General features: G+C 53.7%; 17 protein-coding genes. 2 read left to right on the forward strand and 15 right to left on the reverse strand.

What is annotated here, in order from left to right:
• Window positions 1–315: 315 nt before the first annotated feature.
• From C1Y41_RS06705 to C1Y41_RS06745, 9 genes are all read right to left on the reverse strand, one after another.
• A complete protein-coding gene (locus C1Y41_RS06705) occupies window positions 316–516 on the reverse strand; it encodes a hypothetical protein (RefSeq protein WP_071667927.1) in 201 nt (66 codons plus the stop codon).
• Between the two features lie 602 nt (window positions 517–1118).
• Entirely contained in the window at window positions 1119–2939 is a 1821-nt protein-coding gene (locus C1Y41_RS06710) for an amylovoran biosynthesis protein AmsF (RefSeq protein ID WP_039385003.1), read from the reverse strand.
• A 110-nt stretch (window positions 2940–3049) separates the two neighbouring features.
• Window positions 3050–3364: a hypothetical protein gene (locus tag C1Y41_RS06715; RefSeq protein ID WP_071667929.1), complete on the reverse strand. Its 315-nt coding sequence runs from the start codon at window positions 3362–3364 to the stop codon at window positions 3050–3052.
• A gap of 200 nt (window positions 3365–3564) precedes the next feature.
• Window positions 3565–4077, reverse strand: coding sequence for a lysozyme (locus tag C1Y41_RS06720; protein WP_039385005.1), 513 nt, complete (start codon window positions 4075–4077; stop codon window positions 3565–3567).
• Window position 4078: 1 nt separating this feature from the next.
• Window positions 4079–4309 carry a class II holin family protein gene (locus C1Y41_RS06725; protein WP_039385006.1) on the reverse strand — a complete coding sequence of 77 codons (231 nt, stop codon included), beginning with the start codon at window positions 4307–4309 and terminating at the stop codon, window positions 4079–4081.
• A 172-nt stretch (window positions 4310–4481) separates the two neighbouring features.
• Window positions 4482–4850, reverse strand: coding sequence for a hypothetical protein (locus C1Y41_RS06730; RefSeq protein WP_039385009.1), 369 nt, complete (start codon window positions 4848–4850; stop codon window positions 4482–4484).
• A 220-nt stretch (window positions 4851–5070) separates the two neighbouring features.
• Window positions 5071–5838: an antitermination protein gene (locus C1Y41_RS06735; RefSeq protein ID WP_104085114.1), complete on the reverse strand. Its 768-nt coding sequence runs from the start codon at window positions 5836–5838 to the stop codon at window positions 5071–5073.
• Between the two features lie 94 nt (window positions 5839–5932).
• Window positions 5933–6634, reverse strand: coding sequence for a replication protein P (locus C1Y41_RS06740; RefSeq protein ID WP_104085115.1), 702 nt, complete (start codon window positions 6632–6634; stop codon window positions 5933–5935).
• Entirely contained in the window at window positions 6631–7458 is an 828-nt protein-coding gene (locus C1Y41_RS06745) for a replication protein (protein ID WP_158249866.1), read from the reverse strand. The genes C1Y41_RS06740 and C1Y41_RS06745 overlap by 4 nt, the downstream gene beginning before the upstream one ends.
• Before the next feature lie 189 nt (window positions 7459–7647).
• On the opposite strand from C1Y41_RS06745, the gene C1Y41_RS06750 reads away from it, so the two are divergent.
• Both C1Y41_RS06750 and C1Y41_RS06755 read left to right on the forward strand, forming a co-directional pair.
• Entirely contained in the window at window positions 7648–8337 is a 690-nt protein-coding gene (locus C1Y41_RS06750) for a helix-turn-helix transcriptional regulator (RefSeq protein ID WP_104085117.1), read from the forward strand.
• Between the two features lie 460 nt (window positions 8338–8797).
• A complete protein-coding gene (locus tag C1Y41_RS06755) occupies window positions 8798–9010 on the forward strand; it encodes a hypothetical protein (RefSeq protein ID WP_039385019.1) in 213 nt (70 codons plus the stop codon).
• A gap of 79 nt (window positions 9011–9089) precedes the next feature.
• Here C1Y41_RS06755 and iraP read toward each other — a convergent pair whose 3' ends face one another.
• The 6 genes from iraP to putP all read right to left on the reverse strand — a co-directional run bounded on the left by iraP (window position 9090) and on the right by putP (window position 15933).
• Window positions 9090–9452 carry an anti-adapter protein IraP gene (gene iraP / locus C1Y41_RS06760; RefSeq protein WP_071667935.1) on the reverse strand — a complete coding sequence of 121 codons (363 nt, stop codon included), beginning with the start codon at window positions 9450–9452 and terminating at the stop codon, window positions 9090–9092.
• Between the two features lie 151 nt (window positions 9453–9603).
• Complete coding sequence (gene phoH, locus C1Y41_RS06765) at window positions 9604–10392, reverse strand: phosphate starvation-inducible protein PhoH (RefSeq protein WP_039385023.1); 789 nt, start codon at window positions 10390–10392, stop codon at window positions 9604–9606.
• A gap of 528 nt (window positions 10393–10920) precedes the next feature.
• Window positions 10921–12198 carry an iron uptake transporter deferrochelatase/peroxidase subunit gene (gene efeB, locus C1Y41_RS06770; protein ID WP_104085118.1) on the reverse strand — a complete coding sequence of 426 codons (1278 nt, stop codon included), beginning with the start codon at window positions 12196–12198 and terminating at the stop codon, window positions 10921–10923.
• Between the two features lie 2 nt (window positions 12199–12200).
• A complete protein-coding gene (gene efeO, locus C1Y41_RS06775; protein ID WP_104085119.1) occupies window positions 12201–13316 on the reverse strand; it encodes an iron uptake system protein EfeO in 1116 nt (371 codons plus the stop codon).
• Window positions 13317–13357: 41 nt separating this feature from the next.
• On the reverse strand, window positions 13358–14191 hold the full coding sequence (efeU, locus tag C1Y41_RS06780) for an iron uptake transporter permease EfeU (RefSeq protein WP_039385029.1): 834 nt from the start codon (window positions 14189–14191) through the stop codon (window positions 13358–13360).
• A 257-nt stretch (window positions 14192–14448) separates the two neighbouring features.
• Window positions 14449–15933 carry a sodium/proline symporter PutP gene (gene putP, locus C1Y41_RS06785; protein WP_094111037.1) on the reverse strand — a complete coding sequence of 495 codons (1485 nt, stop codon included), beginning with the start codon at window positions 15931–15933 and terminating at the stop codon, window positions 14449–14451.
• Window positions 15934–16024: the final 91 nt, after the last annotated feature.

Below are 16024 nucleotides of genomic sequence, written 5' to 3' on the forward strand. Positions count from 1 at the left end.
AGCCGGAAAGAGCGTTTAGATAAGATAAGGCCGCAGAAATGCGGCATTGCACACGCTAAGGCATTTACATCGATACAGCTTAGCGATCAATAATTTACACTTGTTTCTTTCCGAAATCGGCGTCAAATCTTTCAGGCAGCACATCGTTAAGCTCCCGGGCGTGGCGGCCATGAGTGATAACAAAGAAGAATATGAAGCTGATATTGAGAAAGTATTTGGAAAAATGAAGCCTGAACTGTAAAAAATATCCGGATCATACCCTGGGTTTTCATGCACTCTCACCTACAAGCCTGCCACTCAGCGGGCTTTTTATGCTTATAACTTGCCGTTCTTAATGATCACTATGGCATCGCGGTATACATCTGCCATGAAGACATCATTGGTTGCTCGCCGGTAGGCCTCAAGCCTGCCCAGCAACTCTTCGATTGTGGTTTCAGCCCCGGTGTCAGCGAGTTCGAGTGCTGCTTTCAAAATGGCATTAGCTATCAATTCCACTCTGTCATTGTCATTTTCCATAATCCCCCATCTGTAACTGCTAACCACATTAACACTTGCGGGGTCGGGATGTCGGTTTATCGGGCTTTTTCTTCTATTTAGCTACTATGCTTCCTCTTAAAGCCGGCGCTAAGCGGGCTTTTTTATGCAATGCGTGCCACGCAGAGTAATTTGTCGAATGGTTGTTTCCTTAAGTAACACTGAACGCATATCCTTACTGTCGTCAGCTAACGCTGACAAATGATTTGCCCTTATTGAACGAATTTACGCCCGTGTAACGCGGGTTTTTTTACATCTGAAAAAAATAAAATCGCCTATCGTATGCATTTAATCTCATCACCAGCACGCTGAAGCAACGCAGGGGCACGGAACTGAGTCCCGCCGCGCCTTAACATCAGGCGCTGAAAAAGCGCAAACATACAAAGCAGTAAGCTTTGGTGCGCGGCAACGCTCAATCAAAGCTTACTGACAGGAGAATAACTATAAACGCACAAGAACGCCGCCGTGCTGCCCACACTGATACGATGGGCACCTGTCGAGACCTGGGATCAAAACAGAGAGTGAAAAGAGCCTGAACTCTCGTTCAGGCTCTTTTTTACCTGCCGCAATACTCTCTCAGGCGGTTAAAAATAGGCGAGCTTGCGGTTAACGCCGTTAATCCTGACGGTAATGTAACCCGCCGCCGTGGCTGATGCGGCCGGTGCCGATGCCGGATCGGACGTCAGCGTAACCACTTTGCCGTCATAACCCACGCCGGCGGTGCCGTTGTGATAGTTCATCACCGTTGACAGGTTAACGCGGTTATCCGTATTCAGATTGGTCACTTCAGACAAATCAGGATTAAACAGTGAACATTCACCGCCATCGAACCGCGACGGGCCATCAGTGGTAAGGTTGATGACTACATCACCACACTGTGCTTTAAGCTTGATCCAGACTTCAGCATATTTTCCTTTATCATCAGTGGTGCGAACAATGCAGTCGATGACACCGGAATCACCTTCATAATGCAGATTGCCGCCGACCGAACTTTCTCCGCGATAAATATTGAGCAATGTTTTACCGCAGACGTTGGTAAGCAGTGGTGCGGTAGCTGGCTGTGTCTGAGTATCACGCAGCGCTTTGCCCAACATGTCGATGTTCCAGTGCTGATTAGCACGAGGGAAAAAGAACTTGCCAAGGCGGAACCACTTATCTTCCGTGCTGGTATTGGAGACGCGATATCCCGAGTACCAGCCCGCCTTCATCGAACCCGTCATCTGGGTGCCAAAGTTCTCATCACGGCGCCAGCCCTGTTCATAGTTTGAAAGCAGCGCAAAGCCGGTGCGCTCGGTATCAATGCTGGAACCGGACTGCAGGCTTAGCTGGCGCATCAGAACACGTGAGTAGTTAAGCTTCAGCGGGTTAATGGAGGATTCGATGCTCAGCGCATCAATGATCCACTGACCATTACTCAGATCGCCAGGGAAGCGCGTATGTTCAATCCATACATTACGGATCAGGCCCTGCCCCACGCGCGGCATAAACAGCGTGGCATCACCATAACCGTGCTGGAAATTGGAGTTGGTTAGCTCCACGGCCGTTGAGTGGTCCCAGTTACCCTGGGGTGAATCGGACCAGGTAATATCAAATACCCGACCATAGGTATTGCTGGAGTAAATCTGATCCAGTCGCGTATCAAGCGTATCGATAAACCTGAACACCGAGTTACCATTGTTTTCCACACGAAAACAGGTGACGTTGATGTACTGGCCTTCAATGGTAATATTTTCAAAAAATGGCTGCTGGTTACTTACCATTGCAGTGGTAATCGCGCCGGTGTTTGCCGTGGTATCGGCGGTCGCCTGACCATCCCAGAAAATACCGCGAATAGCCGTCCGGCGCGCTTTAATTTTGAAAACGGTGTTAGCTGACTTATCCGAGGTAATAATCGTTCTGGGTGCAACACCATATTCGCAGTCGTCGCCATAGAGATTGAAGAATGGCAGCTCGCCTTCACCGGTTAAATCGACAGGATTAATAATAAACTTACCGGCAGGAAAACGTATTCCGATATCGCGGATAGGGTTTTTGTTCGGATCATCAACCGGTGATACAAAGCCTCTGGCCCAGCGGTACATGTTGATACAGGCATCGTGGTTAACTGCGCCGTTATCGGCATCAAATGAAACCGAGCCGCGTAAGCGCTTGCCGCCAAAATGGAAAATATTAATAGCGGATACATCATCAATAATACGCTGCCAGTAATAATCGCCGGCAGAAGAGACCGCAACGGTGCCACTGTCATCCGCAGGGGCTTTACCCTTTGTGTCGACAAAGCCTACAAAGCGGCCACCACCATTAAAGGTTGAGTCCCTGTCGTAATAGCGCTTAAGAAATGCAATTTCACCTGATGCAGAAGGTTTGGTGGTGCGGAGTTCAGCAAATGAATTTACTTCGATCATGATATTTCCTTTTAGGGTTTATTGAGCCTGTTTGCTCGTGGAGAAGCTTTATTTTTCGGTTAAGGTAAATAACCTGCAAAATGCAGATAGTGAAAAAATCGCCTGATGAGTTACCGGAGCGATTCAATTTTCCTTATGGCGCGCTTATCCCGGTTGCAGTTTTCAACCGACGTCATAAGCCTTTCGTTAAGTTCGAGGCTGTCGCCCCAGGTCATAGGATCGGGTACGGGGGGGATTTCGCAGTCAGCCAGCAGCTCTGCCGGAACGGGCATTGCCGGAAGCTGAACGTATTCTTTCTCTGTGTCTGCGCAGGCTGTCAGCCACATCAGCAGGAACAGAGTGAGCGGAACACGCATCCTCTTTAATCGCCTGCCTGATGTAGACAACGCGCCTCTCGCTTTCAGCGTCGTTTTGATATCGATCATGATGAGCAGCCTTTGCGATATCGTTAAAGAGCATTACTGCGGTAATGAGGTTGCTAGTTACTGACTCCGCCTTTTTCCGGGCCTGGACTGCCCGGGAGATCTCCTCCTGCGCCTGCAACATTCGCGAGTGATAGTGACTGGCAACGGCGGCAGATATCACAACCGTCGCCATAAGGAAGAGCCTGAGTACCAGATGCCCGTTATTTATCAGCCAAATCATCACTACTCTCCGCCAGGCACAAAGCGCGTTCCATGTCGCGACGATGCATCAGCCCGCGCCATTTTATGCCGCCGGCATAGACCCAGCGGCGCAGCTCTTCGCAGGCCTGAGCCCGATCGCCAGCGTTGAGTTTTTTGAGCAGAGTGGAGCGGGTGAAAGCAGACGGGCCGATGTTATAAGCAAAGCTGTATAGCGATGCGCGCTGGTATTCACTCAGGGGAACCTTTACTACGCCATCGACCACCTTTTTAACGGACCGGAGATCGTTTTGCAGCAGCCGATCGCAGTCGCTATCGCTATACTGCCTGCCGCTGATGATATCGCTGCCGGTATGCCCGTCACAGACGGTCCGGACGCCGGCCACATCCTGATAAGCTTTATAAGTACGCCCTTCCGCTCCCTCCTTTCCGCCAAGAAACAGGGTGGCAATCAGCATGGAGCCGCCACCTGCGGCGGCGATCAGTTTTCTGCGCACGCTGCCGGACATAGTCATATCAATCCTCCTCCACTTTTACGGCCGGACCATATTTCTCAAGTGCTTTTACCTGAGCGTTGGCGACCTTGCGTTTGAAGTACCAGTTGATGAGCCCTGTAATGATGATGCCGGCAATACCTGCCAGTACGCCGATGGCAGACCACTCATCAGGACTCAGGCTGGTGAGTACACCGTTAAGAATGGTGCCCCCGGACGTGCCCAGGGCAACACCAGTAACAAGTTTGCTCATAGTTTGAGTGCTCGCAGACGCCGTCCGATCGGACAGGTGCTGTTGATCAACAGAAGAAAAGAGGCCCTCCGCCACAACGGATAGCATTGATGTCGCATTGAGTGGCGGGGGCGGAAACGAAAAAGGCACCGCCGAAGCAGTGCCTTTAGAAAAGGAAATAAACTATTCAGGATTATTTTTTAAGCGTTTCCAGAACGTTTTTGATACACAGCGGCATCATTCTTCCCCGCAAAAAATCTCTTGTATCTGCATAGGGATAGCTGACACCCTTAGCCATCTTTCTGTAGGTTTCTGCGCCTTTTACAGAGACGCTTATGAAGTCATCTTTTTCAATAGCGTAGTCGGAAAGAGCGTGCCCATCCGCTTCAAACGCCTGAACTTCTTCTGACACTATTTGCCTGGTGCTGAGATGGGTCGACATTGATCGGTCAGTTATACGCCATTCCATTTCGCACAGATCGTTAGCTGCGCGTTGCGCATCCGATATCACAGCAAAAGATGGCGCGCACAGCACGATTAAAAGGGCGCACAGAATTCTCATTATTCCTCCCTGAAACCGGCGTCATATATTTCAGATGCCCATAAAAAAAGCCCTCGCAGCGTGTGAATCTGCAGGGCTCTTTTATTATCACAGAGTGATGAAAGCTGATTTAGTTTGCGGGCTGAACATCATCACGCAACTTCAACTGTTGAAAAGTATACCCCCGGGTTCGGGAAAAGTAAATAGCCTGCGATAATTTAATACACTATTTTTTAGGGTGCTATGCAGTTGCGCTTTTCAGCGCGGCATCTGCGCGGGTTTCCTCAGCTTCCAGCTTAGTAATAAGCCGATCGTAAAATGGCTTACCGCTCTTCTTCCATGTGTCCAGGCTGATAGCGCCGGTGAATTCTGAAATTGCCTTATACGCCCCGGTTGAGGGTATGCGCTCGTAGCCGCGCCCGCAGCAGCGCCTGCACTCACCCTTCACCGGCACCCCCTGCTTTTCCGTTGCCGCTTTTAGCACTGCCTGTCCGCGTCCGTTACAGTCGCGGCATGCAGTTGATACGACGCCCTTGCCTTTGCACGCCCTGCAGAGCACGCGTACGGCCTCTTTGACGTTTCTGGTGAGGCCGCCGTGCAGAGGCGATTTCATTGAAAACACCTCTGCCTCGATGAATCCGGTGGCCTGACAGCATTCGCACGGCTTCACGCTGGCGGCGCTGCGGCAGTAATCGAGCCAGGCATAAGCGGCGAGCGTTTGCATAACTGCCGTTCTGACACCGGCATCAAGCTTGCGAAAGGCGGCAACCTTATCGCAGCTCTGCAGTGCAAAATCAGTTAGCAGGGAGACGGCCCGTGCTGCGTCGATTTCACTGACGCCCATCTTCCCCATGAAAGCGCTGTAACCGAGCTGAACGCGGCTCTGCGTCATACCTATGGCGGCGATATAGTCGATGCCGGTAAGCGTATCAGGCGACGTCTGCGGTGCTGTTCCGCTAAAGTTCTGCCCCTTCGGAAAATGATACTTAACCGTTGCTTCTAAGCTCATACTGCCTCTCTTTGCTTAATCAGTTCGCCTGTTTTATCCCGGCGGTACATCTGCCGCCACAGCGGGATATCGATGTCGTGCTGAATCCTTTGCATCATGCTGTAGTGCGTTTTGCTTTCAGCGTAGCGCGCAGCAGGGCCACGCCCTCCCTCGCCTTTTCCGTGGTGGAGGGCATTGCAGCCTTCAGCAGCTGCCTGCGCGGCTCCGGAATTGTTTCACCGGCCTCGATCCGTGCAGACATTTTGCGCAGCTCAGAGCGGCACGTAATGCGCAGCTCAGACTCGCTCAGGTTGTTCGCGCGCATCAGGCTGCAGAGGCTGGTAACCATCCAGTAATCGGCATTGCTCTTCCACGGATAGTGCTCCGGAGAGGCATAGTCGCCACGCTGCGCGCAGTAGGTCATCACCCTGCTATAGAGCGTCTCTTCATCCGGCAGGCCCGCAGCGGCGAAAGCATCCTGTTTACACCAGCTGATGAACTGGCCCGGTGATGGAAGAAACGGCGAGCCGCTGGCGCGCGCCTGGCGCATGCCGGCTGAAAGCTGCTGTTTGCTGGTCACGCCGTTCTCCGCTAAGGCGGCTATCCACTGACGTTTAGCGGCGGCTTCGTCTGCCGGATCCCGCCAGACCGTGCTGACTGAGGCGGGGAAAACCTGCTTCAGCCCGCTGAAGAACTCATCTATCACTTTTTCGATCGCCTGATGCAGGCGTCGATCCGCCGGCTGCGGGACGTCACCGGCCATGCGCGCCAGCGCGCTGCTGTCACGATGATTAACTGCCGTGACGAGATCTCTCATATGAAGTTCTCCCATGCTTCCCGGCTGTTCCAGTGGACGGCAGGCTGCTGCCCCGCTGGTGCCGCCCGGTTACGGTCTGGCTGGTTCATCTGAATTTTCAGTGTGTCCCACTTTTCCCGCAGCTTCGCAGGGCTGAGCACGTTTGACTGCCAGAAGCGATCGCGGCTGGCCCAGAGAAATACCTCACAGATATCGCGGTGCGTAACCTGCAGGGCCGAGCGCAGCAGTCTGATGTCGTTTGACCAGGCGGGCCAGGCGGGCTGCCGGGCATGCGGAGCGACAATCTGCACCCTGCTGAACATCCACCTGGCTGTTTTGAGATCCTCTTCGGTTCCCCACTTGTCCCCCCTGGGAGTCCGGACCGCGGCTTCAGGACGCGATGCAGAAAGCGTTGCAGAGGATGTGTCAGGGGAATCACCAGGATTCTCTGACGCAGAATTATTGTCTTTTGTCACAGTGTCTTTTGTATGCCTCTGTTTTGGTGACAGCGCTGTCGCGGATTTGGTGACAGTGATACCCTCCCGGTGACACCCCGGTATTTGCCACTGTGAAAGGTGTTTATTTGGGCCGATCATCGTCCCTTCCCGGATAAGCACACCCATCTGAATCAGCTCATTTTTTGCCTTGTTAACCTTCTGTCTTGGCAGCCCGGTTAACTGGCTTATCTGGCTGTCAGCAATACGGTCCATGCTTTTATTAAAGCCGCAGGTTTTCCGGCAAACGGCGTGTGCGACTTTGGCCTGATTTCGCGTCAGGCTGGCCCCTATCAGCTCCTCATACAGCGCGTTTGCCAGACGTGTAAATCCCTCTTCGGTATCTGCCATACTTGTCTCCACGGCCCGCAGTCCGGGCCTGATTAGCGTCATAAATTTTCACTTTTTTCTATACACGCACTTTCCGCGATGGCATTGTGGCAATGCATTTAAATAATGCGTATCACGCATATTATGAGTATAATCAAATATGCGCAAGGCGCTTTGCGTGTGACGCATAAAAAAGGTTAACTATCCGCTATGAAAATAGGCGATAAAATCAGACAGATTCGTAAAGCGAATAAGATGACCCTGAGTGAACTTGCCCTGCGTACAGATAGCGATGTGGGCAATCTGTCACGCCTGGAACGCGGCATACAGGGATACAGTAATGGTCTGCTACACAAAATTGCAGCAGCCCTGTCAGTTCCTGTTTCTGAGCTATTCTCTTCTAATGAGGCTAATGATACTGTAGATTCATACAGTGTAAGTTCCATTATAAAAAAGGGGAGAAAAGATGTGTACAGGATTGATGTTCTTGACGTTTCTGCAAGTGCCGGAGACGGGTCGCCGTCTAAAGATGTGGTTGAAGTCATAAGGTCTATTGAATATGTTCCGGATCAGGCGCGCGTGATATTCGGCAACCGGCCGGAAACCTCTGTTAAGCTGATCAACGTCCGCGGTGACAGCATGGAGGGAACCATTGAGCCCGGTGATCTCATCTTTGTAGACGTAGCTGTCAGCACGTTTGATGGGGATGGAATTTACGTCTTTGACTTCAACGGCGATATGTTTGTTAAGCGCCTGCAAAAAGTTAAGCGCGAAATTATCGTTATCTCTGACAATCCCCGTTATCGTGAATGGTCTATCTCAGAAGAAGAACTCTCTATGCTCCATGTTGCTGGCAGGGTAATGCTCAGTCAGTCCCAGCAGTTCCGACGTCACGGATAACCGCCCTCTTTTCAACCAGGCCCGCGTTATGCGGGCTTTTTTGTACCTGCCGCATTATTTTCATAAAATCTAATGTGAAAACATTAGCCTGGTTTGGTTTACCTGAAGCTGTTTTGTGCCATGCTATGCGTTTTACGCATAATGCCAGGGCGCAATAAATGGCGCCCCTGTAAGGTTGCGTCCCCTGCCAATTTGTGCAATGCATATTATCGGATTCAGGTGCCCACTCCTGACCGCAATGCGCCATCATCAGCAAACTCAGACCGCAGCTCTGCTCCACCTCTGCTAAACTGACCCGGCAGCAACATTCAGCAGGCATAAACCGGATGCGGGTATCAGCTACCTCTTTCGCTCAAACCTGCTGAAGGAGACGCCATGTTGCAGACACCTCCTGGATTGTCATCAACGTGGTCAGGGCCGTGGGGCCTGAAGAAACATATGTTTTATTAAGGAAAAAGTTATGGATGATGTAGATCTGGCACAGGAACGAGAAGCCGCTCATCTGGAGAGCGCCCTGTTTGCGCGTAAACCACGTCTGGTGAGCGCAACGGGCAACTGTATCTGGTGCAGAGATGAACGCGTTGTCGCCGATACTGCATTTTGCTCTGCAGAGTGCGGAGAGGACTATCACAAGCACCAGCGTGAAATGAAACAGCGTATTAACGGCGAATAAGCCAGCCGCGGCATGAATTTATGCCTGAAAAAAGCCTGAACGCGCGTTCAGGCTTGATTATCTGCTGTGTCTGGTCAGCTTACTTTTTAGCGGGTAAAGCGGGTTCAGCAGCCGCAACGCCGGTCAGCTCGCTCAGTCCTGCATGGTTAATTTCACCATCGGCTTTATCCACGGCCTGAGAGATAGTCAGCAGATTCTGCAATTCGCTTAGCAGAATAGCGGCATCGGACCTCAGCACCTCATCGCTTTCAGCGGAGTCGATAACCGTATTGATCGCTTTATTAGCCGCATCGATCATCTCCGTCACTCCACCCTGCCTGCTGACGGCCAGTACCAGCGCGCTAATCAGCAGCGACTGTGCTTCAACCCGGGCGGTCAGCTGTTTCATGTCCGCATCGATGTGCGATATTTTTGCCAGCATACTCAGGACGACGTTTTTCATTGGTTGTGCTCCCTGAAAAAAGATCAATCTTACCGCGTTAGCGAACCGCTGCAACTCTCATCACTCTGAAAGGTCGTCATGCTTTGCCGGTGAAATTAGGGACAGAAAAAAACCCGGCCGGGGCCGGGTTTATCAACGGGATGGGATGCTATCAGCCGTAGGCGTGCAGCGTGCGCTGGCAGAGTGCTGAGCGAACGCAGTCCTCTTTCGCAAAGCGCACCACGCCCACCATCTCATCCTCTTCAAAGCGCGCCAGCGCATCGGCAAGACCGGACTGGACGCTGGCGGGCAGATCGCACTGAGTAATATCACCGTTAACGATAACCGTGACGTTTTCCCCCAGGCGGGTCAGAAACATCTTCATCTGTGCAGCGGTGACGTTTTGTGCCTCGTCGAGGATAACCACTGCGTTCTCAAAAGTACGTCCACGCATATAGGCGAAGGGCGCAATCTCTACCTTGGCGATTTCAGGCCGCAGGCAGTACTGCATAAAGGAAGCGCCGAGACGTTTAACCAGAACGTCATAAACCGGACGGAAATAGGGGGCGAATTTCTCGGAAATGTCTCCGGGCAGGAAACCGAGATCTTCATCCGCCTGCAGTACCGGGCGCGTCACGATAATCCTTTCGATATCCTTATTGATCAGGGCCTCAGCTGCTTTTGCTGCGCTAATCCAGGTTTTACCGCAGCCAGCTTCACCGGTTGCAAATATCAGCTGTTTCGTTTCTATGGCGTTAAGATAGTGCGCCTGAGCTTCATTCCGGGCTGCAATTGGTGCCCGGTCGCGTACATCGCGCGCCATGCCAATAGCATCTAACCCGCCCATCTGCACCAGCGAAGTGACCGATTCTTCTTCGCGCTGACGATGACTCCGGGAGTCACTACGAAGCACACGACGAGCTTCACGACGCGCTTTGATCACTGCTTTCTGTCTTCCCATAGTGGCACCTTACAGTTGGTTTCATGAATCGCGACGGATCACCCGCGGCGATGACTTGAACGCTTTAGAGGTTACGTTGGCTTCCTTTTAGCCGTACTGATACACAAAACGGGGTGTACAACAGCGCCGAAACGCCGCAGCGCACCGGATAAAAACAAACTGGATGATGAAGATAGTGGATGAAAGATGAGTAAAACGTTGACAGGAGGCTCTCTCCCGCAGAGAACTGCGCTTGCTGTGTTACACCTGCTGGTTCCGGAATGGAACGCCTCATGCGCGAACTCCAGTGGCTGATGCCACAAAACTGACAACGCTTATGAGTAAAGTGAAACATAGCGCCGAAAATTTGCAACACTATTTTTACTTTTAGATGCAAATTAAGATTTGTTGTGGCGATGGTATCAGGCGCAGCCCATAAAAAATGCAGATAAACCAGTGCAGTATATAAAATATAAAAAGGATCCTTTGCGGATCCTTTTGCAGAGCAGAACGCTTATCTGCCGCAATAAGCATTGCCGGCAGCAGGGTTCATGCTTCAATCAGCGACTGACCAAGATAGCGCGTGGCATCGGCTACGCCCGGCAGCGCAAAAAAGTAGCCGCCGCCGGTGGGTCGGACATACTCTTCCAGCGCCTCGCCGTTAAGTCGCTGCTGCACTGTGATAAAGCCTTTGGTGAGATCGTGCTGATAGCAGATAAACAGCAGCCCCATATCAAGCTGCCCTGCCCCGGTGATCCCGGCGGAGTAGCTGTAGCCGCGCCGCAGTATCAGGCTGTCCGCCGTCTCTGGCGTACGCGGGTTAGCAAGCCGGATATGGGCATCCAGCGCTATCACCTCCCCATCCGGATCGCTGGCATAATCCGGCTCATCATGCTCATGATGCCCGCCAAGCGGCGCTCCGCTGAGCTTTTCCCGGCCAAAAATAGTCTGCTGCTCACCCAGCGGCGTGCGATCCCACTGCTCAACGCGGAAACGAATAATCCGCACCGCCTGATAGCTGCCGCCGTATGTCCAGGCGGGCTCCTGCTGATCGGCCGTAACCCACAACATTTTATTCATCAGCGCGCCGTTTTGCGCATCCGGATTCGCCGTACCGTCTTTAAAGCCCAGCAGATTAATCGGGGTTTCCTGCCCGTGACTGCGCGCTGCGTGCTCAGGAATAAACCCTTCGCGCCGCCAGCGTATCGCCAGCAGATCGGGAGCGTGTTTGATGATATCGCGCAGCGCGTGGATCACGGTGTCCTGACTATTGGCGCAGATCTGAATCAGTAAATCCCCGTGGCACTGGCTGGCGTCAAGCGAATCATTGGGAAAGCGCGTCATGGCCTGCAGCTGTGCAGGCTTGTGCGCGCCCAGCCCAAAGCGTTCGTCAAACAGCGAACTGCCCACGGAGAGCGTCAGCGTCAGGTTATCCGGTGCAATAGTGGCACCGAGAATGCCGGAGTCAGCCGGCGGCAGCTGCGCATTTGTCACCGCTGGTGCGGGTCCGCCCTGCGTCAGAAATGCGAACCTCTCCGTCAGCAGTTGCAACAGACGCGTCAGCTCCGCTTTACCGTCGGCCAGCACGTCAAAGGCCACCAGCATCATGGCGGCCTGCTGCGGCGTCAGGATACCTGCCTGGTGCGCCCCGTAAAATGGTTGCACCTGCTGACGCGCATCAGGTGCAACCGTGCCCGGAGAAAAATGCTCCGCTGCGCCAGCGTGGAACGGACAGCTGCCCCCGAGCGCAGCCGCACCGCCCAGCACACCCAGCCCCTGCAGTAACCGGCGACGTGCCGGCTGCATGGCATCATGCTGTTTAGCCATGGTTAATCGAGGCCCAGCGTGCCGCGCAGCAGCGAGAGATCTTCAGCCAGCACGGTAATCGGTGCTTTTAACGCATTGCGATCGGCCGCGGTCAGCTTCTCATAGGATGCGTAACCCTCAGCCGTACGGTATTTATCCAGTATTGCGTCAACTTTGCTGAAGTTAGTATCGATTTTTGCCAGAAGCTGCGGATTCCGCTGCTGCAACAGCGGGCGCAGCAGCGACACAATTTTCTGCGCGCCGTCGACGTTTGCCCGGAAATCAGACAGGTCAGTGCGGCTGTAACGATCCTCCTCTCCGGAGATTTTGCTCGAAGCCACCTCTTCGATCAGACCCGCTGCGCCGCCCACGACTTTAACCGGCGCAAATGCCAGCGCGCTGATGCGCGCCTGCAGCGCTTTAACATCGTCATTGAGCTGACTGGCGAAAGGCGCGGCACCGGTCGTTGTGCGATCGGCAAACAGCAGCTTCTCCAGGCGGTGGAAACCGGTGAATTTAGGATCCGCCGCTTTCTGCTCAAAATCATCTTCGCGTGCGTCGATACTGCCATCCAGATCGGAGAAGAGTTCAGCAACAGGCTCAATACGCTCATAGTGGGCGCGGGTCGGCGCATAGAGCGCTCTCGCCTTGTCACCGTCGCCTGCATTAATCGCTGCCGTAAACGCTTTGGTGCTGCTTACCAGCGCGTTAACTTCATTCAGGACGTACGCTTTGTAGTCGGCGATAGGCTGAGCCAGCTGCAGCAGCTCTTTCTGCTCTGGCGTTGATGACTGCCCCGATCCGGCCACCGTCAGTTTGCCTTTCGGATTACTCAGCAGGCCGCAGGTCATCTCATACTCACCCGCTTCCAGATTTGCCGTCAGCTTCTGCGTAAAGCCCGGCGCGATATTTTCCCGCTCCTCGACCACCATGACCCCTTTCAGGATCTCCCACTCCAGCGCTTTCTGGCTATGGTTTTTGATATTGAACTGGCTTTTACCCGCCGGCACGTTCATCGTCATGGGCTCACACTGTTTATCCGTAACGGTGACGGTGAACTGCGGGATCTCTGCAGCGGCTGCAGCCCCGGAAAGCAGCAGCGCGACGACAGAGGCGGTAGCGCGTAACGTGGTATTCATGATGGTATCCGTGTTAAAGAGTCAGGTTAAAACAATCGGGATTAGCGCAGGCTGCGTGCGGCAGCCGGAGCAGAAGGCGCCGGGAAAAAAAACAGCAGCAGCGCCGGCACCAGATAGAGCAGCCAGGCTGCAACCTCACTGACGCTGGGCGCTTCCTGATAGCCGAGCAGGCCTTCAAGCAGCGTACCGGCCAGAGAGTGCACAGAGAGCACGCTGCTTATATCAAACGCCGTTGCCTGGAAGTGGTTCCACAATCCCGCCTCATGGAAAGCGCGGATTGCGCCGGCCGCAAGCCCGGCGGCTACAAACAGAATGAACAGGCTGCTCCAGCGGAAAAAATGGGCCAGATTAAGCCGGACGCCGCCGTAGTAGATCAGCGTACCGAGCAGCGCTGCGGTCAGCAGGCCGAGCAGCGCGCCCGCAGGTGGGGCATAGCCCACATCCTGCGTAAAGGCCGCCAGCAGAAAGAACACCGACTCCAGCCCTTCGCGCGCTACGGCGAGAAACACCATAATCACCAGCGGCAGGCCGCTGCCGCCCCGCTTTGCCAGCGCCTGATCCACTGACTTCTCCAGCGTCAGGCGCATGCTGCGCGCAACTTTGCGCATCCAGAACACCATGGTGGTCAGCATCACGACCGCAATCAGCGCTACCACGCCTTCAAACAGCTCCTGCTGCTTCTGCGGAAACTCACCGGTAGTGGCATTGATGGCGATACCCAGTCCCGCGCAGAGCACAATGGCCGCTATCACCCCGCCCCACATCGCCGGGAACCACCGGGTGCGTCCGGTGCGCTTCAGATAGCTGGCGATCAGGCTGACAATCAGCGCCGCTTCCAGACCTTCACGGAGCATAATGAGAAACGGAACAAACATCGTTTGCCTCTTAAGTGTTTAGCAGGGTAAATCTGTCGTAAAAAAACGTAAAGCGCGAACGATATCGATTATCATTATCGCTGCAGAAAAAACAAGTCACTGCGGGAAATTATTTTGCTGCACAGGGGGGAGAAGTCAGGGGATGACTGTTCAGAAAGGTCGGCAGGATCACGTTGCCTGACGCCTCAACGTAAAAAGGAGGCACATTACTGTGCCTCCTTTTTGATGGCGGTGCCGCAACGCACCGCGCGAATACCTTAATCTGCCTGGTATTCCGCTTCCGCAGCGGCAAAACGCTGCTGCGCGGCGGCGGAAGGTGCTTTGCCCGTCAGGCTGAAGACCACAATCGCGATGCTGGCAAAGATGAAGCCTGGAATGATTTCATACAGCTCAGCGTAACCGTACTGTTTCCACAGCAGCACCGTCGCGGCACCAATTACCATTCCCGCCAGCGCGCCGTTACGCGTCATGCGCTTCCAGCAGACACCAAACAGCACCACCGGACCAAACGCCGCGCCAAAGCCAGCCCATGCATAGCTCACCAGGCCCAGCACCCGGTTATCCGGATTGGATGCCAGGGCAATAGCAATCAGTGCAATCAGCAGCACCATGGCACGTCCGACCCATACCAGCTCCTGCTGGCTGGCATTTTTACGCAGGAAGCCCTTATAGAGATCTTCCGTCAGCGCACTTGAACAGACCAGCAGCTGGCAGCTCAGAGTGGACATGACCGCAGCAAGAATGGCCGAAAGCAGAATACCGGCGATCCACGGGTTAAACAGAATACGCGTCAGCTCAATAAAGATACGTTCTCCATTCTGCGTGACGCCTGCGGCCTGCGCCGGGTTATTCTGGAAGTAGGCGATACCAAAGAAGCCTACGGCAACCGCGCCCGCCAGGCAGAAGATCATCCATGCCATGCCAATGCGACGCGCAGTACGGATGGAGCGATGAGAGTCTGCCGCCATAAAGCGTGCCAGGATATGCGGCTGCCCGAAGTAGCCCAGCCCCCAGCCTAGCAGCGAGATGACCGCGACAAAATTGAGCCCTTTGAGCATATCGAGGTTCTCGATGCTCTTCTCGCGGATCACCGTCAGTGAATCATCAAAGCCGCCTACGGCGATAATGACAATCACCGGCGTCAGGATCAGCGCAAAAATCATCAGCGTCGCCTGCACCGTATCGGTCCAGCTCACGGCCAGGAAGCCGCCTACCAGCGTATAGAGAATGGTGGCCGCAGCACCCGCCCAGAGCGCAGTCTGGTAATCCATACCAAAGGTGCTTTCAAACAGGCGCGCACCGGCTACCACACCCGAGGCGCAGTAAATGGTGAAGAAAATCAGGATAACTACCGCGGAGATCACGCGCAGCAGCTTGCTTTTGTCTTCAAAGCGGCTGGTAAAGAAGTCAGGCAGCGTTAGGGCGTTATCGTGATGCTCGGTCTGTACACGCAGACGACCCGCCACAATTTTCCAGTTCAGCCAGGCGCCAATCGTCAGGCCGATAGCGATCCAGCTTTCAGAGATGCCGGACAGAAAGATGGCACCAGGCAGGCCCATCAGCAGCCAGCCACTCATATCGGAGGCACCGGCTGAGAGCGCCGTAACAAAACTGCCCAGGCTGCGGCCGCCCAGAATATAATCATCAAAGTTTTTTGTTGACCGGTAAGCGATAAACCCTATCAACACCATCCCAAGGATATAGATAATAAAGGTCACCAGCATTGGTGTACTTATACTCATACTCTCTCCACTTATTATGTAATTGCTTAAGAGAAATTCTTTGCCCGCCCTGCCTCAGCAGCATTAGCCGGGCGTCTCCCTGGCGCGACGT

Source organism: Pantoea sp. ICBG 1758, assembly GCF_002928325.1.
Classification (GTDB): domain Bacteria; phylum Pseudomonadota; class Gammaproteobacteria; order Enterobacterales; family Enterobacteriaceae; genus Pantoea; species Pantoea eucrina.